17 protein-coding genes are annotated in these 24275 nt (G+C 54.6%); 11 read left to right on the top strand and 6 right to left on the bottom strand.

What is annotated here, in order from left to right:
* Position 1: 1 nt before the first annotated feature.
* From CCY01nite_RS10430 to CCY01nite_RS10420, 3 genes are all read right to left on the bottom strand, one after another.
* Entirely contained in the window at positions 2-1690 is a 1689-nt protein-coding gene (locus tag CCY01nite_RS10430) for a RagB/SusD family nutrient uptake outer membrane protein (protein ID WP_146860379.1), read from the bottom strand.
* A gap of 12 nt (positions 1691-1702) precedes the next feature.
* Entirely contained in the window at positions 1703-5047 is a 3345-nt protein-coding gene (locus tag CCY01nite_RS10425) for a TonB-dependent receptor (protein WP_222614337.1), read from the bottom strand.
* A 292-nt stretch (positions 5048-5339) separates the two neighbouring features.
* The gene (locus CCY01nite_RS10420; RefSeq protein ID WP_146860373.1) at positions 5340-6500 is read right to left on the bottom strand and encodes a FecR family protein; all 1161 of its coding nucleotides are present in this window, start codon (positions 6498-6500) and stop codon (positions 5340-5342) included.
* Positions 6501-6715: 215 nt separating this feature from the next.
* Between CCY01nite_RS10420 and CCY01nite_RS10415 the strand changes: the two genes are divergently transcribed.
* Positions 6716-7120, top strand: a complete 405-nt coding sequence (locus tag CCY01nite_RS10415) for a hypothetical protein (protein ID WP_146860370.1) — start codon at positions 6716-6718, stop codon at positions 7118-7120.
* 259 nt (positions 7121-7379) lie between these two features.
* Here the strand turns inward: CCY01nite_RS10415 and CCY01nite_RS10410 are convergent, their stop codons facing one another.
* Together CCY01nite_RS10410 and CCY01nite_RS10405 are read right to left on the bottom strand one after the other, a co-directional pair.
* Entirely contained in the window at positions 7380-7970 is a 591-nt protein-coding gene (locus CCY01nite_RS10410; protein WP_146860368.1) for an RNA polymerase sigma factor, read from the bottom strand.
* Between the two features lie 220 nt (positions 7971-8190).
* Positions 8191-9072 (bottom strand): helix-turn-helix transcriptional regulator, encoded by an 882-nt coding sequence (locus CCY01nite_RS10405; RefSeq protein WP_146860366.1) that lies wholly within the window; start codon positions 9070-9072, stop codon positions 8191-8193.
* Between the two features lie 19 nt (positions 9073-9091).
* On the opposite strand from CCY01nite_RS10405, the gene CCY01nite_RS10400 reads away from it, so the two are divergent.
* From CCY01nite_RS10400 to CCY01nite_RS10380, 5 genes are all read left to right on the top strand, one after another.
* A complete protein-coding gene (locus CCY01nite_RS10400) occupies positions 9092-10522 on the top strand; it encodes an arabinose isomerase (RefSeq protein WP_146860364.1) in 1431 nt (476 codons plus the stop codon).
* 26 nt (positions 10523-10548) lie between these two features.
* A complete protein-coding gene (locus CCY01nite_RS10395) occupies positions 10549-11937 on the top strand; it encodes a sensor histidine kinase (RefSeq protein ID WP_146860362.1) in 1389 nt (462 codons plus the stop codon).
* Between the two features lie 5 nt (positions 11938-11942).
* Positions 11943-13607, top strand: a complete 1665-nt coding sequence (locus CCY01nite_RS10390) for an FAD-dependent oxidoreductase (RefSeq protein ID WP_146860360.1) — start codon at positions 11943-11945, stop codon at positions 13605-13607.
* Positions 13608-13613: 6 nt separating this feature from the next.
* Positions 13614-13874 carry a UBP-type zinc finger domain-containing protein gene (locus CCY01nite_RS10385; protein ID WP_146860358.1) on the top strand — a complete coding sequence of 87 codons (261 nt, stop codon included), beginning with the start codon at positions 13614-13616 and terminating at the stop codon, positions 13872-13874.
* Between the two features lie 76 nt (positions 13875-13950).
* Positions 13951-14919 (top strand): NAD(P)/FAD-dependent oxidoreductase, encoded by a 969-nt coding sequence (locus CCY01nite_RS10380; protein ID WP_146860356.1) that lies wholly within the window; start codon positions 13951-13953, stop codon positions 14917-14919.
* 6 nt (positions 14920-14925) lie between these two features.
* On the opposite strand, the gene CCY01nite_RS10375 is transcribed toward CCY01nite_RS10380, so the two are convergent.
* Positions 14926-16497, bottom strand: a complete 1572-nt coding sequence (locus tag CCY01nite_RS10375) for a beta-N-acetylhexosaminidase (RefSeq protein WP_146860349.1) — start codon at positions 16495-16497, stop codon at positions 14926-14928.
* A 105-nt stretch (positions 16498-16602) separates the two neighbouring features.
* On the opposite strand from CCY01nite_RS10375, the gene CCY01nite_RS10370 reads away from it, so the two are divergent.
* The 5 genes from CCY01nite_RS10370 (at position 16603) to CCY01nite_RS10350 (ending at position 24270) form a co-directional block, all read left to right on the top strand.
* A complete protein-coding gene (locus CCY01nite_RS10370) occupies positions 16603-17550 on the top strand; it encodes an aldo/keto reductase (RefSeq protein ID WP_146860347.1) in 948 nt (315 codons plus the stop codon).
* A 62-nt stretch (positions 17551-17612) separates the two neighbouring features.
* Positions 17613-18008 carry a response regulator gene (locus CCY01nite_RS10365; RefSeq protein WP_146860345.1) on the top strand — a complete coding sequence of 132 codons (396 nt, stop codon included), beginning with the start codon at positions 17613-17615 and terminating at the stop codon, positions 18006-18008.
* 90 nt (positions 18009-18098) lie between these two features.
* A complete protein-coding gene (locus CCY01nite_RS10360; RefSeq protein ID WP_186830996.1) occupies positions 18099-19679 on the top strand; it encodes a PAS domain-containing sensor histidine kinase in 1581 nt (526 codons plus the stop codon).
* 151 nt (positions 19680-19830) lie between these two features.
* Positions 19831-22437 (top strand): PKD domain-containing protein, encoded by a 2607-nt coding sequence (locus tag CCY01nite_RS10355; protein ID WP_146860342.1) that lies wholly within the window; start codon positions 19831-19833, stop codon positions 22435-22437.
* 84 nt (positions 22438-22521) lie between these two features.
* A complete protein-coding gene (locus CCY01nite_RS10350; protein WP_146860340.1) occupies positions 22522-24270 on the top strand; it encodes a hybrid sensor histidine kinase/response regulator in 1749 nt (582 codons plus the stop codon).
* Positions 24271-24275 lie beyond the last annotated feature (5 nt).

Here is a 24275-nt window from a genome sequence, read left to right as displayed (position 1 = left end):
ATCAATAGTTCGGGTTTTGGTCCAGGCCGCTGGTGAGTACTTCGGTAGAAGGAATCGGCCAGAGATACTGCCGTGTTTCGTCAAACTTGCGAACAGCTACTGTTTTGATCAACCCGGCATCCGCCAGTGCGGTGAAATCGGCCACGCCATCTTCATCAATGGCCGGCGTTTGCGGGAAGAACCACAGGCCGGGCTGCACTACTTTCGTACGCAGGTCCGCCGGATCGAGCATGCCGTAGTTGATGTTGTTCAATACTTTCTCTGCGAGCTTCCAGCGGATGATGTCCATATAACGGATGCCTTCCTTGGCAAATTCCATTCTTCTTTCTGTACGGATGATCCTTCTCAGTTCGGTCTGATCGGTAGTAGTTACCGCGGGATAAAGATTGGTAGCCGTATAGTCCACTCCATACGCCCTGGCGCGTACCTGGTTCACGGCATCCAGCACGGTCTGGTCGATCTGGTTCAGCTCCATCTTTGCTTCGGCATACATCAGCAGCACATCGGCATAGCGGATGATGATCTTGTCAGGCTCCGCGTTCCAGGAGTTCAGTAGCCAGTCGCCGTCTACCCCTTTCTTCCAGATGAGGCCGTTGTAAGATGCGAAAATCGCCACCGCGCGGTTGTCTTTGTTCTCCACATATTTCATGTCGGCATCCTTCCATACTTTCAGAGAATCCGGATGCGGCTGATAGGTGTAGCCCAGGAAGGAAGTCCCGAAAGGCACGATGGTAGCGGCACAACGCGGATCACGGTTCAGGAAGGGATTATGCGGATCAAAAGAAGGCGATTCATCAATGGGCAGGCCGTCCGTGCAAAGGAAAGCGCAGAACAGGTCCCAGGACGGGTTCTTGGCGCCCCATCCGCCCGGATTGCGCGGCACATAGTTCTGCAGGTCGCCCATCTTCACATTCAGGGCAATGGACCTGGGCAGACCGAATACCATCTCCACCGAATTCTTTGTTTTGGAGAGGAAGAGGCTGCTGAAATCCGGATGCAGCTTGTAGATATCCTGGTCCATACAATCCTTTGCCGCTTCCGCGGCGGTGGCCCAGTCTTCCATTTGCAGGGCGATACGGGCTTTCATGGCCAGCGCGGCGCCGGAGGTGGCGCGTTTCAGTTCGTTGGCGGTATAGGAAGGCGGCAGGTTTTCCGCTGCGAAATCAAAATCGGCATAGATCTTTTGCAATACGATAGCTTTTTCTACCTGCTTCTGCTGCAATGCCTGGTCAATGTCCATCGCGGAATCGGTGTAGATGATATTGCCGTAATGCGATAACAGCTTTGAATACTGCGCCGCGCGCACGAAACGCGCTTCTCCCGAGTAACGGTTGATCTGTGTGGGGGACAGCTTGTCCGCGGCCCTGCTCACGCTGTGCACAATGGTGTTGGCCCGTGCAATGACCTTGTAGCTGTTTACCCACCAGGTACGCACAAAATCGGTTTCGCCGTTTATCGTAGCGCCGGTAATGGGCGTGGTAACATCGCGGTACATAAAATCATCTGTCCAGTCGTCGTTATCCTGCGGCCAGAAAACATCTTTGTATAACCCGTTGAGGGACATTTCGATTTCTTCCGCTGTGGAGTTCCACGTTTCACTCGATCCGTCGGACAACGGGTTCAGGTCCAGCTTCGCGCAGGCTGCCATGAAGAACAGGCCCATGCAGGTGATATATAATTTGAATTTCATGATCATGCGGTTTTAAAACTTAACAGATACGCCGAATACAAATGACATGGTGATGGGATAGCCCAGGTTGTTGGATGCATCTCTGCCCCATTCCGGGTCCCATCCTTTCGGGAAATGATGGAGGGAGAACAGGTCCGAAACGGCTCCATATACCCGCAGGTCTTGTATCTTGATCCTTTCTGTCAGTGACCTGGGAACGGTATAGCTCAGGTTGACGTTCTTGAGGCGGAAATAAGAGCCTTTGATCAGCCAGTAGTCGGAGAGCGTATAGTTGTTCCCGGCGGCGGTGTTGGAATAGCGCGGGTATTTTGCCTGGAGGTTCTGCTCCGGCGTGTTGTAATGGCTCCAGCTTGCTCCATCGAGTATCAGCGGGAAGTTGCCGTAGTTTTCCAGCAGCGGCCGCACAATATCAGTGGTCAGCCTTGAATTTTGCTTGCCTACGCCTTGTATCACGATGCCGAGGTTCCAGTTTTTATAACCGCCCTGCAAAGTAGCGCCGTACATGTAACGGGGCAGCGAGCCGCCTAACAATACACGGTCGTATTCAGGAGATATTTTTCCATCGGGTACGCCGTTAGGACCGCTGATGTCCTTGTAGCGTACGTCGCCGGGCCGGGTGTTGGCATTCAGCGTGGGGGATTTGTCCACTTCATCCTGCGTCTGGAAAAGCCCGTCAGAAAGATATCCATACCACTCGTCAAACTCGCTGCCGAAGGTCTTGATCTTGTCGCCCAGGAATTCCGTGCCGCCGAGATCGCCCATCTTTGACACAAAGTCGGATATGTTGGCGGAAACGCTGTAGGTGAAATCGCCGATCTTGTCGTTCCATCCCGCCTGGAATTCCCAGCCGGTGGTGTACATGTTGCCGGTATTCTGGTAAGGATTGTCAAACCCGATGTAGTCCGGTATTTCCAGCTCCAGCAGGATGTCGCGGGTGGTCTTCCTGTAATAGTCCGCGGTCACACGCAGCCTGTTGTCCAGGAAGTTCACGTCCATCCCGAAGTCGTACGATTCGGTCGTTTCCCAGGATATGTCGCGGATAATATATTGCCATTGCGCGGCGGATTGCGCGGACACAGCGGTGTTGCCGCGGTAGAACAGCGAATTGGTTTCGAAGCGGAGCAGCGCCTGGTAGGGATAGAAGTTGTCGCCGATCCTTTCATTACCCAGCGTTCCCCAGGAAGCGCGGACCTTCAGGAAAGACAGCCAGTTGGATGTCTTGCTCATAAACGGCTCCTGCGAGATGATCCAGCCGGCCGATACGGACGGGAAGGAACCCCAGCGGTAGCCCGGTGCGAAACGGGAAGAAGCGTCGTAACGGATATTCGCCTGCAACAGGTATCTATCCTTGTAGTTATACATCACACGGCCGAACCAGGAGCGGTAGGCGTTTTCTGTTGCGTTGCCGCTGTTGTCGCGGAACTCCAGCGGGCCGAGGTTCAGGTACGGATAATTGTCCAGGATATACTGCCCGCGGGAGGCGCCCAGACCTTCATCAAAAGCATAGAAATATTCGTAGCCCGCCAGTATGTTGAGGTTATGACTGCCCAGCTGCTTGGTGTAGTTCGCCAGCGCCTGTATGGTATACCGCTGATTGTCGTTGCGGTTCTCCGACAGTTTTGTTTCGTTGGCGCCTTCTATATAACCTGACACCGAGTTCGGGTTGTTCCAGGAGGTATACGGCACCTTCTTGTTGAAGGTCTTCATCTTGTCGAAACCCGCAAACGGAGAAATAATGCCGGAGAACTTCAATCCTTCAATAGGCGTGAAATCCAGCCCTATTTTACCACCGATCTGGTTGTACCAGTCGTGATCAAAACCACCGTATTTCAATTGCGCGTAAATATTCGCGCCGTCCTTTCCCGCGCCGATCCTGCCGTCTGACCACATGGCCGCATACAACGGCGGTACAATGCCCATTTTATACATGGGATTGACCGTCGGCTGCTTGATGATGGAACGGCGGAAGTTGATGTCTACGCTGGCGGACAGGTACTTGTTGATGGTGATATCGTTGTTGATGCGGGCCGTCAGGCGTTCGTAAGTGCGGTCATCGTACAGCGCGTCCGTTTTATCGTATGCCAGGGATACCCGTGAGCGGATGGTCTTGCCACCGCCGGAAACGCTCAGGATGTGGCTTTGCCGGGGCGCTGAATTATGCAGGATCATGCTGCGCCAGTCGGTATCCGGGTATTCATCCGGGTTGTCCGCATGCAGCTGGTCATAATTATCGATGGTGGCTTTCGGATAAGTGGGATATTCGTTGGTATTGTTGCCGTTGTCGTTCCAGCGTAGTTCGTTGGTGAGCTGCATGAACCTTTTCACGTCCACATAATCCGGCAGTACAGTAGGTTTTTCCACGCCATACTCATAAGTGTAGTCCAGGCTCAGCTGGCCGCTCTTCGCCCGCTTGGTGGTCACGAGGATCACGCCGGCCGCAGCCCTTGATCCGTAGATGGATGCGGAGGCGGCGTCTTTCAGCACGGAGATATTGTCAACATCGTTCGGGTTGATGGAGTTGATATCATCCACCGGCACCCCGTCCAGGATGATCAGCGGTGAAGCGCCGGCGTCGTTGAGCGTAGTGATGCCGCGCACGCGGATGGTGGCGGTGGCGCCGGGGGCATTATTGCTTCTTGTCACCGTTACGCCGGGCATGGAGCCTTGCAGTGCCTGAGAGATCTGCGTGGTTTTCCTGGCGGCGATCTCCTTGCCTTCCACGGCGGATACGGAACCGGTGAGGTCGCTTTTCCTGATGGAGCCGTAACCCACTACTACCACACTTTCCAGCGTGGTATTGTCCGCTATTTCCATCATCACGTCCACCTTTTTTCTGCCGGCCACTTCTACCTCGGCAGTGGCATAACCGATATAGGAAAACACAAGTACCGCTTTATCGTCAATACCGGTGAATTTGAACTCGCCTTTTTCATCGGTAGTAGTACCCAAGCGGGTACCCTTCACCAGTACGGTCACGCCGGGCAATCCCGCTCCCGTTTCATCCGTTACCCTGCCGGTAATCGTCACCGGAGGAAGAATGAAAGGGGAAACCACCCGGAGCGGCGGCGTTTTTTTGATGGTGATCGTTTTGTCGATGATGAAATAGCTCAGGTCCTGCCCCTGCAGGGAGGCCGTCAGGAAGGTTTCCAGCGGCGCATTCATCAACGAGATCGTTACAGGATCTGCGTCTTTGATCAAACTGTTATCATAAAATACCACATAGCCGGTTTGTTTGTGGATAGCGGAAAAGATCGTTTTCAGTTTCACATTTCTGCCTGAAAAGCTCACCGTCTGCGATACGCCGGTGGCACTTACATTCAGGAACAAGACCGTCAGGAACACGCATGTTAACTTCATAGCTAACAAAATTTTGGTTGAGTTTTGCAGACGGTGGCCGGAGCCCGCACCGTGTACTCCGGGCGGTACGGGAATTGGTGTAGCAACGGCCGTCCGCTTCCGGAAAGCGATAAATTTAAATTGCATACATTTGCATTGTTTGGTTGAATGAATAGGCAGTCCTAGCCGATTGAGTGTTCATGCCAGCTGAACGTCCGCCAGAGATGTTGCAACCATTTCTGGCTTTTTTTCAGCGGCAGGCTGATCTGTTTACGTTTGCGGCGTTCGTTTCATAATCGTGGATATTTTTTTGTTATTTCAAAACCGTGATATTCTTCCCTTCTACGCGGAATCTGACATTATTCTCCTCTAAAATTGTCAATACTTTAGACAGTGGCAGCGACCGCTGAATACCGCCGCCGAAGCTTCTGCGCGGCACAAATCCTTCTTCATAGCTCACCGTCACGTCGTACCAGTTTTCCAGTTGCCGCATCACCGCAGGCATGTCCGCATCCAGGAACTGGAAGTACCCGTTCTTCCACGCCATCACTGCTTCCAAATCCACATCATCCACCACTTTCATATCCCCGTTACGTGCCAGCTGGGCCTGCTGGCCGGGTTGCAGTACATCTCCGCGCCCGCCGCCGGATACTTTCACCGCGCCTTCCAGCAAGGTGGTCTTCACCATCGGTTCGGCGGCATATGCATTCACATTGAAATGCGTGCCCAGTACTTCTATTTTCATTTTTCCGGCTTCCACCATGAACGGCTTGCCGGCATCTTTCGCCACTTCAAAATATACTTCACCAGTAATCTTCACATCCCGGATATCGCCGGTAAATGCGGTGGGATAGGTAATGGACGACGCGGCGTTCAGCCAGGCGATGGTGCCGTCCGGCAGGGAAAGGCGGTATTCTCCGCCGCGCGGCGTGCGCATGGTGTTGTACAGCACCACGCCGTCCGCCTGGCCTTCCAGCTCGTAGGACAATTGCCCGTTGGCCAGCTTCACCACCCGTACGCGCCCCTGTGTTGTCAGTACGCCGTTCGCGGCGCTGTCCAGGTTAATCACCGTGCCATCGCCGAGTGTCAGCACCGCTTTGTTGCCGCCCGCGGGCACTTCATTTTTATAGCGGTTATGCTGCGCCACCTGCGGGGCGGGTTTTTCTGATTTGCTTAACCAGAACAAGCCGGCGCCCACCGCCAGCAGCAATACGCATGCAGCGGCCAGCCAGCGGTAGAGGGAACGCACGCGGAGCTTCTCATCGCTGAAAAGCGCCGCCTGGATACGCGCGGAAACCTCGTCAGGCATCTGGTCCGCGGGATGGAACCGCTCCCAGGTCTGTGCAACAACGGCCTTCAGGTCGTCGTCATGCCCCGCTTCGCTGATCCATTCCGCCAGTTCTTGCCTCTCTTCCGCGGTGCAGGTGTCATTAAAATACCTTTCCATGAGGTATTGCATACGTTCTCTCAACATGCTTGAGTGATTTACCCTTTTAATAGACAATTGGAAAAAAAAGTATACCTAGTTTTTTCAGAAAAATATTTTCAGGACGGTAGCAAGTGGTTCGCGTCCATGATACAGCGACTGAAAAGTATGACCAATATTTTTGCGACTGTCCTATTTTATGGATGCATTCTTCCCGTCCCACATATTTTCTTTAAATTTAATAGGAATTCAAGCTTTACCCCATGAAACCAAGCCCTTTATCCTTGCCCTGGTTAGCCTTGCTTTTGTTCGCACTTTCTTGTACCAAACGTCCTTACAAGGTGGAAACCAAGTTCATTGCAGGATACCTCATCGGCAAAGAAACCTGTCATCCTGATCCGGATAATGACTACTGGCTGCTCGATTGCACCGTACACCCCAATACTCCGTCCATAGGCGACACTATCGTTGTGGACAACGAAACCTACACTAACGTAATTAAAGTGAAAGGGCTGCTCCCTGAACTGCAGGAACTGGGTACCAGCATTGGTATTGAGTATAAAACAATCACTAGAGAAAAGGTTGAAACTACAGGATGTGAAGTTCCGTCACCAGTAACCTATCACCTGAAAGAAATATTTATCATTCATCAGGGGATAGCCCGTTAATTGATCTTACACCCAATTGATAACGATTCAGTAGGTAATCAGGTTATCTCCTATTGATAGTATTAACTTTGAGCTGGAAAACAATGCCGGATATAGCCGGAAAACGGCCATGGTAACCGAAGGAACGGGCCGGACAAGGTGGATGTGAGGTGGAGATGATGTGGACTTGATCTGCCGTTAATTTTGTGAATATTCTATCAGCGTTTTTTTACGACAAACGAAAATGGCGACCATACCGGGCCATCAGGCTTCGCTGTAGTCAGGGAACAAAAACCAGCAAAACCAGCAGTACGGTAAACGCTTCGGGACTGGTGCGCAGCTGCTGCCGGATCAGGCGCAGGGCTTCTATCATGTGGTTGTTAACGGTAGAAGGGGAAATGTTCAGGTAACGGGCGATCTCTTCGTGCTTCAGCCCTCTTTCCCGGCTGAGGGTATAAACCAGTTTTTGCTTGGGCGTGAGTTTGTCCAGCGCATGGTGCAGGCTTTGCGTAACCTCCTGCAGGCTAAGCTGCGCTTCCGCATCCGGGCCCGCCAGCGGCTGTGTTTTGCCAAGCTCGCCCAGGATCAGCGTTTCCCTGGCCATCCGCTTCAGCGAATTGATCACCTGGTGCTGCGCCATCCGGTAAATATATCCCCCGAACTGCGCTATCCCGGTCAGCAATTCGCGGTTTTTCCAGAGTTTCAGAAATATGTCCTGGGTAATGTCTTCCGCCATCTCCGGGGAACCGCTGGCACGCAGCAGAAAGCTGTACAGCTTATGCCGGTACATCCGGAAAAGCTCCGCAAACGCGGTGGCATCCCCTGCAGCTGATCGCTTTAAAAGTTCCTGTTCAAGTTTAGCGGACTCCATAACGTGGAATAGAGAAAATGGAAGATGGCTATTTCATAACGTTCCAAGTAAAAATAGGAATAATTTCCTTGCAGAAAAGTTTTTTATGGTGCTTCCCGCTCCGGACCACTATGAGAACGTTCCCAATTTTTTGTTGCCGGGGGAGGCATCCGGTCAAAAACTGCATGTTAAATGTCAGAATTGATATTGTCCGGCTATCCGGCAACGGGTATTTTTGAGATCACACGTTATGCGTCTTCCGGTAAAGGTCAGGCGACACGCCCGTCTTCACCTTGAAGATCTTTGAAAAATAAAAAGCGGACTCGAACCCCGTTTCAGCAGCGATCACCTTCAGGGATTTGGAAGGATCGGCCAGCAGCATTTTCGCTCTTTCGATTTTCAGCTGCAGCAAGTACTGTCCGGGAGCAATGCCGGTATATTGCCGGAACGCCTTGCGCAGCCAGGAATAGCTGACGCACAGCTCTTCGGCCAGGCTTTCGATAGAGAGCTGGCGGTCCACATTCGCCCGGATGATCTGCATGGCCTTGTGCACGATATTCTCCTGCACATCTTCCTGCTGCAGCTCTGCCTGCCGGTTCCAGGCATGGAGGTAGCCCAGCAGATGCAGTATGACGCCGGAAACGAGCGGCTGGTAACCGGGTTTTTCCGAACGGGTGTGCGCAATGATATCGGTGAGCAATTGCAGGATCGTTTCCTGCAGGCCGGTATGAAGCAGGGGCTGCGCTGGACTGAAAAAGCCGTCTTCCCGGAGGCTGGCGGGAATATCGCCTTTGAAGCCTGCCCACCATTCATCCCATCCGGTGGCTTCATCCGGCCGGAAACGGTGCCATTCACCGGGGAACAGCAGCATCACCGTTCCCTCCGTGATACGCACCGGCGGGCAATGCGTGGATTCAAAAACGCCGGCGCCGCGCGAGATGTAAATGACCTGGAACTCCTGCAATACCCGGCCCTGCTCCCATTGAAAATGATGGCGGGAAGGATGGCCGGGGCGCGGATAGGCTTCCGACGGGCCGATGCTGTTGCAGCCCGCATTCAGCACATACAGCCCCCAACGCTGGTCTTCCGCGCTTACGGGCAGGTATTTGTAATAATTGATCACGATTCTAAAATAACCAAAAATGAACAACGGACAACTCAGGATCGGCTTGTTCGGTATCGGCCTCGATACTTACTGGCCGCAATTCGATGGCCTTAAAGAACGCCTGGAAGGATATTTGCAAAAAGTGGAAACGAAGCTGGCGGCCATTCACCCGGATATTATCAATGCCGGGCTGGTGGATTCGGCGGACAAAGCCTTTGCGGCGGGACGGCTGTTCCGCGCGCAGGAAGTGGACCTTATCTTTCTCTACGTGACCACCTATGCGCTCTCTTCCACCGTGCTGCCCGTTGTGCAAAAGGCCAAAGTGCCGGTGATCATCCTCAACCTCTCGCCGGAAGCGGCCATCGATTATACGGCCTTCAATGCGATGACGGACAGAACGAAAATGACCGGCGAATGGCTGGCATACTGCTCCGCCTGCCCCGTTCCCGAGATCGCCAACGTGTTCAGCCGCACCGGCATCCGCTTTCACCAGGTAACGGGCATGCTGAACGATGATCCGGACTGCTGGCGGGAAATACGGGAATGGGTGGAAGCCGGCCGTGTGGCGCACATCATGTCTAACAACCGCCTCGGCTGCATGGGGCATTATTACAGCGGCATGCTGGATATTTATACCGATCTCACCCAGCAATATGCATACTTCGGCGGGCACATCGAGCTGCTGGAAGTGGAAGAGCTGGCCGCTTTGCGGAAGCACGTCACCACCGCCGCCATGAGAGAACGGCTCGCGTTGTTCGATGAGGCTTTTGATATTCAGCCGGACTGCTCCGCCGAAGAGCTGGAAAAAGCGGCTATCACCTCCGTGGCACTGGACCAGCTGGCCGCGCAGCATCAGCTGGGTTCCATGGCTTATTATTACAAGGGCACCGGCAACCCGGACAATGAAACGGCCATCAGCTCCATCATCCTCGGCAACTCGCTGCTCACGGCCAATGGCGTGCCGGTGGCGGGGGAATACGAAGTGAAGAACGCGCAGGCGATGAAGATCATGGACAGCTTTGGCGCCGGCGGCTCCTTCACGGAATATTACGCGGTGGATTTCAGGGATGATGTGGTGCTGATGGGGCACGACGGGCCGGGGCACATCGCTATTGCGGAGGGTAAAACAAAAGTGCGGCCGCTGTACGTGTATCACGGCAAGGTGGGCAGCGGGCTTTCCGTGGAGATGTCCGTAAAGAACGGGCCGGTCACGCTGCTGTCTGTTGTGGAGAAAAAAGACGGAAAATTAATATTGCTCACCGCGGAAGGGGAATCCGTTGCGGGGCCCATCCTCCAGATCGGCAATACCAACAGCCGGTACCGCTTCTCCATTGGCGTGCGCAATTTCATCAATCAATGGAACAGTCACGGCCCGGCGCATCATTGCGCGGTGGGCGTAGGGCATATCAGTACGAAGATCGAAAAACTCGGATTGCTGCTTGGGATGGATGTGGTGAAGGTTTGTTAACTTTAGCGGAACAAGCTCCGCCTCACATGCAAGAAGTAACCGCCACCTGGCTGCAATCCATAGAAGCCCTGAAGGATGTGCCGGCCGATCAGCTGCAATGGATGATCGACCAGAGCCGCCACTACGTCCTTCAGGCCGGCGATCTCCTGTTCCAGACAGGCGATCCGATCAAAGGCACCCATATCCTCATCACCGGCAGCATCCGTGTACACCAGCGGAAAGAAGAGCTGGCGCGCTTCGGCGCCAAAAGCATCACCGGCTACCTCCCTTTTTCGAGAGGCAAGGTAGCGCAGGTGATCGGCGAAGCGCTGGAAGAAACGCAGGTGATGACCCTGCCCATCGAAAAGGCGCGGGAGCTGATCAGCACACACTATGAGCTGACGCAGGCGCTGGTGCACTTCATGACCACGCGGGTACGGGAGTTCACGTCCCTGCAATTGCAGAATGAAAAAATGCTCGCCCTCGGCAAGCTGTCCGCCGGCCTGGCGCATGAGCTGAACAATCCCGCCTCCGCCGTTGTGCGCGGCGCGGTTACCCTGAAAAAACATTTACAGCTCGAACCGGAATCTTTCAAAAAGATCATTTCCATCCGCATGGATGAAGCGGATGTGGACATCGTCAACAATAAAATGTTCGAAGTGCTCCGCCAGCCGGAAAAGCCGAAGCTGTCCCTCATGGAACGTTCGGAAAAGGAAGACGAGCTGGCGGACTGGCTGGACGAACATGCCGTGGAGAACAGCGCGGAACTGGCGGAGAACTTCGTGGAGTTCGGTTTCACCACCGGTCACCTGAACGAATTCAAAGCGCACATCCCCTCCCCCTACATTTCCCCCATCTTCAACTGGATCAACGCCAACCTCGTCACGGAAAAAATGGTAACGGACATTGAAGAAGCGTCCAACCGCATCGCCACCCTCGTCAAATCCGTGAAAACTTTCACGCACATGGACCAGGCGCGCGATAAACAGCTGACGGACATCCACACCGGCATTGAAAATACGCTCGCCATCATGCAGCACAAGCTGCGGAAAGGGAATATTTCGGTGGTGCTGGATTTCAATACCGGCCTGCCGCAGATCAAAGCGCTGGTGGGGGAACTGAACCAGGTGTGGACCAACCTGATAGACAATGCGGTGGACGCGATGGAAGGCGTTCCGGAAGGGAAGCTGGAGATCCGCACGGAGCCGGACAATGCCTGTGTGAAAGTGATCATCACAGACAACGGGCCGGGCATTCCACCGGAGAACACCCACCGCATCTTCGAACCGTTTTTCACCACCAAGGAGATCGGCAAGGGAACCGGGCTGGGGCTGGACATTGTGAGCCAGATCATCCGCCAGCATCACGGCAACATCAAAGTGCAGTCACAGCCGGGACGCACACAGTTTTTTGTATCACTTCCCATCAATGGTTAATCAGCATGAATTTACCCATCATACTTTGTATTGACGACGATGCGCAGGTGCTGCGCGCCATCGTCCGCGACCTGAAAGCACGGTACCGGAACGAGTACCGTATCATCAGCACCACCGTTGTACAGGAGGCGCTGGACAGCCTGCTGGAAATGAAGAACAAGGGCGAGACCATCGCCATGTTCATTTCGGACCAGCGCATGCCGGACATGGACGGCGTGGCTTTCCTCGAAAAGGCCAAACAGTTCTATCCCGATGCGCGGCGGGTGCTGCTCACCGCTTATTCAGACACCGACGCCGCCATCCGCGCCATCAACACCGTGCAGCTCGATTACTATCTTGTAAAACCCTGGGACCCGCCGGAGGAAAAGCTTTACCCGATCATCAACGAGTTGCTGGACGACTGGCAGAACATCCATCACCCGGATTTCAAAGGCATCAAAGTGGTGGGCTACCAGTTCTCCCGCCAGTCGCATGCCGTGAAGGATTTTCTGGCGGGCAATCTCATCCCCTATCAGTGGCTGGACGTACAGACCAACGAAGAAGGCAAGCGCCTGCTTTCGCTCAATAACCTTTCCACGCAGGACCTGCCGGTGGTGTTCCTGGAAGACGGCGGGCACCTTGTAAACCCCGCTATCATCGACATCGCGCGGAAAGTGGGATTGAACCCGCAGGTAAAGCATGATGTGTACGATGTGGTGATCATCGGCGCGGGGCCCGCGGGTCTGGCGGCCGGCGTGTACGGCGCTTCCGAAGGATTGAAGACCCTGCTGATAGAACGGCGCGCGCCGGGCGGGCAGGCGGGCACCAGCTCCCGCATCGAGAACTATCTCGGCTTCCCCACAGGACTGAGCGGCGCGGAACTGACCCGCCGCGCTATCGCCCAGGCCACGCGCCTCGGCACCGAGTTCATCACCCCGCAATCCGTAAAAGACATCCGCCAGAAAGACGGCTATAACAAGATCATCCTGGAAGACGATACCGAGATCAACACCCGCAGCGTGATCATCACCACCGGCGTGGATTACCGCAAGCTGGAAACGCAGGGCATCGCGGACTTCACCGGCGCCGGCGTTTACTACGGCGCGGCCATGACGGAAGCTGCGGCCTGCACGGACAAGGAGGTGTACATCGTAGGCGGCGGCAATTCCGCGGGGCAGGCGGCCATGTACCTTTCCAAGTTCGCGAAGAACGTGTACATCCTCATCCGCAAGGAAGACCTGACCAGCACCATGTCCGCCTACCTGATAGACCAGATCAAAGGCACGCCCAACATCCACTTGCGCCCCCGCACCGAGATCGCCTCCGCCGCCGGCAACGAAAAGCTGGAACGGCTGACCATCAGCCGGATCGGCACCGGTGAAACAACGGAAGTAACGGCGGACGCGCTGTACGTCTTCATCGGCGCAAAGCCTTTCACAGACTGGATCGCGCTGAACATCATCAGGGATGAAAAAGGTTTCATTGAAACGGGCCGCGAGCTGCGGAACTATGATTCATTTCCCAAAATATGGAAGCAGGACAGGGACCCCTACCTGCTGGAAACCAGCTGTCCCGGCATATTCGCCGCCGGCGACGTGCGCGCCCGCTCCATGAACCGTGTAGCCGCCGCCGTTGGGGAAGGATCGATGGCCATCAGCTTTGTTCATAAATATCTTGCAGAAGTAAAATAACGATATATGTCCTGCCAGCACATTCAAGCGATCACCACCCTGAAGGAGCCCAAAGAACGCGCCTGCGAGGAATGCAGGAAACACGGCGGCCACTGGCTGCACCTCCGTACCTGCCAGACCTGCGGCGTCACGCTTTGCTGCGACGATTCTCCCAAAAAGCATATGACGCAGCATTTCCACGAAACGGGCCATCCCGTGATCATCTCGGCGGAACGCGGCGAGCGGTGGATGTGGTGTTATATCGACAGCGCATTTGTGGAGTATTAGGCAAAATCCGTGATCCGTACCATAGGCGCCCCGGTCTGTTCCATGACCGGCAGCGTGTTCGTGGCTACATTTGCGGATGAACAGGAAAACATTCATCCGTACCGGCATGCTTCTGGTGCCTATACCGCTGTTCGGGAACATCAAAAAAGAAACTATTATGCTTGATACCGCTATCATCGGCGGCGCCTCCGCGGGGCTCGCCGCCGCCATGACGCTCGGCCGCTCCGCCCGCAAAGCCATCGTTTTCGACACCGCAGAACCACGCAACCGGCCCGCCGCGCACGCGCACAACTTTCTTACGCAGGACGGCACGCCGCCGTCTGAAATCCTCGCCATCGGCCGCCGGCAGCTGCAACAATATCCTTCCGTGCAGATCGAACAGGATAAAGTGATCTCGGCCACCAAAAGCGGTGTGCACTTCCGGTTGGAAACCGCCTCCGGTAAACAGATCACCGCGCGCAGCATCATCCTTGCCACCGGCGTGAAAGACATACTGCCGGACATTGAAGGGGTGGAAAAGCTCTGGGGCAACCGCGTGGTGCACTGCCCTTACTGCCACGGCTGGGAAATGAGAAACCAACCCGTTGCCATCATCGCTAACGGTGAAGATGCGCTGCACCTCGTGCCGATGGTGCATAATCTGAATAAAGACATCGTCATTCTTACCAACGGGAAAAGCACCATCCCTGAAAAACTGCCGGTGCCGGTAATAGAAAAAAACATCCGCCGGATGGAGGAAGAAGGCGAAGGGATAAAGATCACGTTCGCGGATGGCAGCACGCTGTTGAAAGCAGGCGCATACCTCCGGGTGGCCGGCCTCCGGTTTCACACAGCGCTGGCGGAGCAACTGGGCTGCGAGCTGACGGAAGCCGGCTCCGTGAAAGTGGATGCCATGTACCAGACTACAGTGCCTAATGTATTTGCCGCCGGCGACGTTTCGCATCCGGGGCATCACCAGGTGTCGATGGCAGTGGCCGGCGGGCACATGGCGGGCGCGGCCTGTAACAGGGTGTTGTGTGTGGAGGATTTTGAGCGGTTGAAATAAAAACCGCTACTCCACCACCTCCGGCGTTTTCGTTGGGTCCTGCACGTTATAATAATAAATACCCTCCTTGCGAAGCCCCGGCAGGAAAGCCGCCAGCCGTTTTTCGAACTGTGCATAATCCTTCTTCTCCGGCTTCGTCCACGCCGCTTCCGCAAATGCAAGCAGGCGCGGGAAGGTCAGGTAATACATCCGCTGGCTGCTCACGATCGTTTCAGACCAGAGATTGGCCTGCAACCCTTCTATCAGTTTGCTCTGCCGTACAGATGCAGGCAGCTGCTGCCGGGAGAAATCATATACGCTTTGCACAGTATTGTAGCCTTCGCCTTTCCAGCGCCGCCCTTTCAGGCTGGTGCTGTCCTGCACAAAGTCCAGGTAAAAAGGAAGACGCGGGCACAGTACAACGCGGTAACCTTTTTCTATGGCGGAGGTCAGCTGCTCCGGCTTTTCCTGCCGCCACCAGAACACAATGGTTTTCTCCGCGGGCAGCGCGGAAGCCGTCACTTCATCCCATCCAAGCAACTGGTTGTTCAGCTTTATGACAGTGTCCGCCATGCGTTTCAAAAAATAATGCTCCACTTCCAACAGTGAGCCCAGCTTCTGCTGCCGCATGAGCTGCTGCACGGCGGCATCTTTTTTCCACGCTTCGCTGCCGAAGCTCACTTCATCGCCGCCGATGTGGATCATCTGAGAAGGAAACAGCACATCCACTTCCCGGAGAATATTGGTGAGGTACTGGTAAGTTTCTTCCTTGCCGGGATTGAAGGTGAAATCAGGATACCTGGCGGAACCGCCGCCGCTGAATTGCGGATAGGCCCTGTTGGCGCCCCTTGCGTGGCCCGGCATATCTATTTCGGGAATCACGGTAATATGGCGCTCCGCAGCGTAAGACACGATCTCCGCAATCTCTTCCTGCGTATAATATTTCGCGGGAGCCGTAGAATCATGCACGTTGCCGATGCCGCCTACAAGTGTTAGCCGCGGATATTGTTTAATCTCGATGCGCCATCCCGGATCATCGGTCAGGTGCCAGTGGAAACGGTTCAGCTTGTAGAACGCCATCTGGTCCAGTATCTTTTTCACGTCCGCCTTTCCGAAGAACATCCGGGATTCGTCCAGCATAAAACCTCTCCATTTATATAACGGCGCATCCTGTATGTTCCAGCAGGGAACACCCGCCGCTTCTCTCCTGGCGCTCGCCAGCTGCATCAGCGAGGTGATGCCGTAAAAGATGCCCGCATCGCCGGAAGCGCTGATGGTAACGGTACGGTTGTTCATACCCAGCGTGTAGGCTTCGGGGTTATTGTTCCGGTTTCTTTTCAGAACGATGGAAGTGCCGCCTGCCGTTGGCTGGATCGTAACGCGAACGTCCGCATACTTCAGCAACTGCTGTTGCAGCATGTGCGCGGAAGTTTCCAGCGAAGGATCGGTGACAATGATGGCCGTTTCGTTGTTCAGTAAAAAATGTCCGCCGGATGGCTCATGGCGGTCCGGGAGCGGGATAACGGGGCATAGCTGCTGTGCAGCGGCCGGCAGCGCCAGGCTTGCGCATGCCAGCAGGAAAAAGAATGTTCTTATCATACGATGTAGCGTTGTTAGAAAGCGATAAAAATATAAAATCTTTTTAACGCTTTTTTATTTGAGTGTTTGCCATCAAGCACCTATCTTTCCACAAAATAGCAAGACATGGAAAGAAGACCACTGGGAAATACAGGATTCAGCATAGCACCACTTATTTTCGGAGGAAATGTTTTTGGATGGACAGCAGATGAGCACATGTCGTACCGCCTGATGGACGAATTTACGGACGCAGGTTTTAACATGATCGACACAGCGGATACTTATACGGTAAGAGTACCCGGCAACACCGGCGGCGATTCCGAGCGGCTGATCGGAAAATGGCTGCAGCGCAGCGGTAAGCGCGGCCAGGTGGTGATCGCCACAAAAGTGGGCGGCACCCTGAGCGAAGAAAAAAAGGGATTGAAGAAGGATTATATACTCCGGCAGGTGGAAGAATCACTCCGGAATTTACAAACCGATCATATCGATCTGTACCAGTCGCATTACGATGACCTGGACACGCCCATTGAAGAAACGCTGGAAGCATTCACCGAACTGGTAAAGTCCGGCAAAGTGCGCGCCATCGGCGCTTCCAACATCACGGTAGACCGTTTGGCCGATTCGATCATTACCAGTGAAGACAATGATTTCGCCATATATCAAACGCTGCAGCCCGAATACAACCTGTTCGACCGGGAAAGATATGAAACGGAATTCGAGCAGTTCGCGCTGATCAACAAAATTGCCGTGATCCCCTATTTTGCATTGGCCAGCGGCTTTCTCACCGGTAAGTACCGCACAAAGCAGGATATCCAGGGCAGCAGCCGCGCAAAATATCTCGAAAAATATTTCACCGACCGCGGCGCCAGGATACTGAAAGCGCTGGACGATGTGGCGGCGCAATATAACAGCAAACCGGCTACCGTGGCACTGGCCTGGCTGCTCACACGCCCCGGCATTACCGCGCCTATTGCCAGCGCCACCAATCCGGACCAGCTGAAAGATATGATGGCCGCGGCTTCCCTGAAGTTGGACAAAGGCGACCTGGAAATACTGAACGCCGCTTCCGCATAGAATTTACAACCGTTCCGGCAAATCTGCCATAAAATCAGTATATTAACAGTAAGAACGGTCTAATGCTTCCCACTCCCTCCATACTTCTAATTGACGACGATACCGACGATCAGGAGATGTTTACTTCTGCGCTCGCCTTTATCGACAGTTCCATCGTTTGCTCCATTGCCACGAATGGCGTGGAAGCATTGCGGCAATTAAAGAATGCCGATACCCTGCCGGACATGATCTTCCTCGACCTCAACATGCCCCTCATGAACGGCGCCCAGTTCCTGAAAGAAGCCAAAGCCACCAACAGGCTCCGGGATGTGCCCATCATCATCTATTCCACCGCTTCAGACATCAGAACAATAGAAGAAGCAAAGCAGTTAGGCGCACACCAGTTCATTTCCAAGCCGGAAAAATTTTCCGAACTGGTAGGATTATTGCACGGGCTTTTGTACCCTGCGACAAAATAAACGCTAACTATTGCCTTGGTAAATAATTTCAGCCATACAGACACCGCTGTTGCTCATAAATTTCTTGAAGGCGGAGGTGAACTGGGAGCTTTGATCCGGTCATACGACTGGTCTGCCACCTCCCTGGGCACGCCTGATCAGTGGCCACAGACCCTGCGCACCGCGCTGGGCCTGGTGCTTTCTTCCCGCTTCCCCATGTTCATCTGGTGGGGCCCGGAAATGATCCAGTTCTATAACGATGCATACCGCCCGAGCCTGGGATTTTCAGGCAAGCACCCTACAGCCGTAGGCCAGCGCGGAGAGGAATGCTGGCCGGAAATATGGCCGGTGATCAAGCCCATCATTGATGAAGTATGGGCCGGAAATTCCAACTGGAGCGAAGATCAGCTCATTCCCATTTACCGGAACAATATGCTGGAAGACGTATACTGGACCTTCAGCTACTCTCCGCTGAAAGAAGACGACGGCACCGTGAGCGGCATACTCGTCATCTGCCAGGAAACAACCGAAAAAGTAAAAGCAAAACTGCAGCTGGAAGAAGCGGATAAAAAATTCCGCCACATCATCCGGCAGGCGCCGGCAGGCATTGCCGTCCTCAAAGGGGCGGATCATATTGTGGAAACAGTGAATGATAAATATATCCGGTTGCTGTGCACCACAGAAGAGGCACTCGTCAATCAACCGCTGTTTGATGCGCTGCCCGCGATGAGGGAAACCGTGGAGCCATTACTCACTTCTGTACTCAAAACGGGTAACCCTTGCTACGGTCCGGAATTTGAAACGCCGGACGGCATCTTTAATTTTTTCTACCAGCCCCTCCTTGATGCGGACGACAGAATCGAAGGCGTAATTGTAGTGTCCAATGATCTCACAACAGAGGTGAAAGCGCGGCGGGAGCTGCGTTACACGGAAGCGCTGCGCAACGCCAACCACAATTTGCAGCGCTCCAATACAGAACTCGAGCAATTTGCTTTCGTGGCCAGCCACGACATGCAGGAACCACTGCGAAAAATCCGCATGTTCACCGCCATGCTCGAAAAAAGCCTCGGCGAGATCAGCGAGCCTTCCCACAAGTACCTGGACAAGATCGGCAATGCCGCCGGCAGAATGCGCAAACTGATCGACGACATGCTCTATTATTCGCGCCTCACCAGGCCGGAGACCACGTTCCGGAAAGTGGACCTGAACGAACTGGTATCCCAGGTGGTCAATGATTTTGAATTACTGATACAGGAAAAAAATGCGGTGATCCGGTGCGACACATTGCCGTCCATCGACGCGAACCCTTTACAGATCAGCCAGCTGTTCTCCAACCTGCTCAGCAATTCCCTGAAATTCAATGACGGCGCCCGGCCGGAGATCCGCATCAAAGCCACGCCCGTAGATGCCGTACAGATCCCGCGCCTGGAAGGTCTGCACCAGCAGCTCAGCTATTACCAGCTTGAGTTTTCCGATAACGGCATCGGTTTCGACCAGCAGTATGCGGAACAGATCTTCAACATCTTCCAGCGGCTGCATTCCCGGCAGGAATATTCCGGTACCGGCATCGGGCTGGCGCTCTGCAAAAAGATCGCACTGCACCACCAGGGAAATATCTTCGCGCACGCCACGGAAGGGCAGGGCGCTACTTTCCATGTGTACCTACCTGTACGGCAACCATCATTACATTAAACATAAACAGCATGTAAATTTTCTTTCTTATGCGTTACCGGCGTATGGGAAGGATCATTACATTTACATCAGATCATCAACCTGACTGTGTGCCCCGGAGCAACTAACCGACTGTCACTTTCGTATACCAGACCAAGGATTAATAATCTGTATGAAGCACTTTCTGCTGCTCATATTGCTGGGGTTTGTCCTGGTGGCAAAAGCCGATCACATCACCGGCGGGGAGATGTATTACACTTACTCCGGGTTCAGTGGCGGCACGCACAATTATCACGTTACCCTCAAACAGTTCAGGAGCTGCAATACGCTCAACCGCCAGTTTTATAATCCTACCTACATCGGCATATTCAACCGCGCTACCGGCGAACGCATCCGCGATATCTCCGTGCCGCTGTACAGGGAAGAACAGATCAGCACCACCAGCAACGATCCCTGCATCACCCGCGCGCCGTTCGTTTGTTACTATGTCGGTTACTGGGAATTTGATATTTCGCTGCCGCCTTCGCCGGACGGCTACGTACTCACATCGCAGGTAACGTTCAGGGTGGATGCGATCAATAATCTCGCGGCCAACTATGGCCGCATTGGCGCCACCTATACAGCCGAGATACCGGGCACGCCGGCGGCCAATCACAGCGCGCGGTTCGTGGGAACGGACCTGGTGACGGTCTGCGCGGAGAACAGTTTTTCCTATAGCTTCGCCGCGGAAGATGGCGATAACGACGAGCTGCGCTACTATTTCTGTGATGCTTACCAGACGATCGGATATGTGCAGAACAATCCCGGCGGCGGCCCTGGTGGCGGCAATAACAGCGCACCGCCCGCAGCGCCGCCTTACTACGGGGTGCCTTATGGTAATGATTTCGGGGGAGACAGGCCGCTGGGCAACCTCGTAAGCATTCACCCCACTACCGGTCTTATCACCGGCATCGCGCCCAGCGCGGGCATATACGTGGTGACCGTTTGCGTACAGGAGATCCGCAACGGCGTAGCCATTGCCACGCAACGGAAAGACCTGCAGATCAACATCACCGGCTGTACTATTGCCGCAGCGTCGCTGCTGCCGGAATACATGCTCTGCGGAAACTCGCAGCAGCTGGTGGTTTCCAACCGCTCCAACAGCCCGCTGATATCCACCTATTACTGGGAATTCACCAACAGCGCAGGCAATGTTGTGTACAATTCCACCAGCGCCACCGCCGATCATACATTCGCAACACCCGGTGTGTACGACATCAAGCTGGCTACCAACCGCGGGCTGCAATGCCCGGATTCCACCACTGCCAAAGCCATCGTATTCCCCGGCTTTGAACCGGCGTTCACCAGCGCGGGGACCTGCATCAACAAACCGGTGCTTTTCACCGATCAGTCCACCACCGTGCACGGCAGCGTGAACTACTGGCTGTGGGATTTCGGCGATCTCTCCACACAAACCGATTACGCGGAAGAACAAAACCCTTCCTATAATTATTCATCGATGGGCAGCAAGCGCGTACGCCTGATCGCCGGCAACAGCGTGGGCTGCAGGGATACCCTGTTCAATACGATCGATATACTGGACAAACCGCCGATCCGCCTCGCCTTCCGCGATACGCTGATATGCCCGCCGGACCAGCTGCAGCTCCAGGCCGCCGGCACCGGCGTTTTCACCTGGTCGCCCGTGGTGAACATGACGGGCGCCAATACACCGAACCCCTCCGTATCCCCCACAGCGGACATCAAATATTATGTTGACCTGGACCAGGACGGCTGCCTGAACCGGGATTCTGTCACCATTCGTACAGTCGATCACGTTACACTGTCCGCCGGCGCGGACACCACCATTTGCCAGGGCGATCCCATCACGCTGCGCCCCGTGTCTGACGGCCTGCTGTATACCTGGACGCCCGCCGCCAGTCTCAACGATCCAGCCGTTAAGCATCCTGTCGCCACCACCATCAACACCACTACCTACACCGTTACGGCCACCATCAGCAACTGCTCCGCCACGGACCAGGTGACGGTGCGCACGGTCCCCTATCCGCTGGCCTCCGCAGGGCCCGACACCACCATTTGCTACGGCACGCCCGCCCAATTGCACGCCGCCACCAACGGCAACTCCTACACCTGGAACAATATGGATGCGGATCTAAATCCGGTCGTACGCCCCGCGGAAACAACCCCCTATATTTTTTCCGCGTACGACAACCGGGGCTGCCCCAAACCCGCTATCGACACGGTAGTGGTGACGGTATTGCCGGAGATACAGGCATTTGCGGGAAGAGATACCGCCGTTGTGATCGGGCAGCCGCTGCAGCTGAACGCCAGCGGCGGCCTGCAATACACCTGGTCGCCGGCAACAGGATTGTCCGCGCTGAATATCCCCAACCCCGTAGCCACCTACGCATCGCCGAGCCGGGGCATCCGGTACAGGGTGCTGGTGCAGAACATAGCAGGCTGCACGGATTCCGCCTTCCTGCAGGTGAAAGTCTACAGCACGCTGCCCACCGTTTTTGTGCCCACCGCCTGGACGCCTAACGGCGACGGCATGAACGACCAGCTGCGCCCCATCGCGGCCGGCATGCAGGAGCTGCAATACTTCATGGTGTACAATCGCTGGGGGCAACTGGTGTTCGCCAGCCGGCAGACCGGCGTAGGATGGGACGGCCGCATCAACGGCGTACTGCAATCTTCCGGCGTATACGTATGGCAGGTGAAAGCAGTGGACTACCTGGGATTCGATTTCTTCAAAACAGGAACGGCAACACTGATCCGCTGAGCATCACAAACATGTTTGCACTGTTAATGTTTTTGAGCGCATGGCGCGATTCGTTAAATTTACAAGGTTAACGCACCCCTGAGCATGAAATTACCTCGCCTCATTGCAAGGATCATCGATACGGGCACAGCGGGAACAAATGATGCGCTGGACCTGCGGACCAGGATCATCAATTCCCTCAGCCTCGCCACCGCTTTACTGGCTATTGCTACCGGCACCCTGTTCTTCGTGCTCACCGGCGAGCTGCATATTCTCATCCCCGCCATCCTGGAAAGCCTCGGCTTCTTCCTCATTCTCCTGCTCAACAAAAAGAAAAAACACGAAGCGGCAGCTGTGGCCATGCTGGTGTACCAGGTCATCTGGGCCACCTATTTCGCCATACTGCTCGGTCCGAAAGTAGAGATCATATCGGCTATCATCTTCATGATCAGCGCGTCTTTCCTGCTGTATAAAAAAAGATCTTCCATTATCATCTGCGTGGCGGTGAGCTGCAGCGCGCTCCTGTTCGCCGAAATATCCTACTACACGGAACTGTTCACACCCCTGCCGCTGGACCACCAGGTGCTCTCCGTCATCCGCTGGAACTGCATCCTGTTCATCTTGATCATGAACACGATGGCGATCGTGCTGAGCAAGCGGAAGAACACCGAACTGCTCAATTCGCTGAAAGATCAAACCGAAAAACTGGAAAAAGCCAATCTGTCCCGCCGCAACTTCCTGCAGGAAACCAGCCATGAGATACGCAATCCGCTCAACGCCATTTTCGGCATTGTGCAGCTGATGAAGATGGAGGAAGACGATGGAGAAATACCCGCCTCCATGAAACCGCTGATCGACAACCTGTATGTAGCCAGCTTCAACGTAAAAGGCATCATCAACAACGTGCTGGAATTGTCCCGGATAGAAGCGGGGCAAACGGACGAGCTGCACCGCAAGGAAATGGAAATACGCTCCGGCATACGCGCCTTTGCCGGCATCTACGAGTACGTAGCCGGCACCCGGTCCGTGCACATTGAAACCAGCTTTGATGAAACATTGCCCGAGTTTGCGTATACGGACGAGATCAAGCTTTCACAGATCATCAGCAACCTGCTCACGAACGCGATCCGCTTCACCCGCCACAACAGCGTAATACGGGTGCATTGCGCGGTAAAAGGCGACCGGTGGCACATCAGCATCACAGACGAGGGCGGTGGTATAGAAAAAGAAAAGCTGCAGCATATCTTCGAGCCTTTTGTACGGGAGAAAAGCACTTTCACTGAAGGCACGGGATTAGGTTTATATATTTCGAAACATTTTGCGGAGCTGATGAACGGCAGTATCACCGTGGCGTGCGAAGAAGGCGCCGGCACTACGTTCACCGTGTTCTTCCCGCTGTCAGACACGAGCGGCCCGCGGGTGAAAGCGCCCGGCGAAAATGGCGTACAGGCGCGGTTCGACAGCAAGACGGTGCTGATCATTGAAGACGACAGAATGAGCCAGGTGATCCTGTGCAACTTTCTCAAAAGCCTGGGACTGTTAGTACAAACCGCCAACAACGGCGTAGAGGGACTGGCGGCTGCGCGCCGGCAACCACCCGACCTCATTATTCTCGATTCCTATATGCCGCGCATGAACGGCCGGGAAACGCTTTTTCATATCCGCCAGGATGCGCTGTTACAGCACATTCCCGTGATCGTTGCCTCCGGCGACGCCTTCACCGAAACGGCCAACGGCTTCCTGCGTGAAGGCGCCGATGAATATGTGATCAAACCGGTAGAGTTCGTGGCGTTGCAGCGCGTGCTGGAAAAATATCTCGGCGTTGCAACGGAAAAACCAGCCAACATTTGCTAAATTTA

This window comes from Chitinophaga cymbidii, assembly GCF_007992715.1.
In the GTDB taxonomy this organism is placed as follows: Bacteria; Bacteroidota; Bacteroidia; order Chitinophagales; family Chitinophagaceae; genus Chitinophaga; species Chitinophaga cymbidii.
This window is presented reverse-complemented; position numbering and strand designations above follow the sequence as displayed.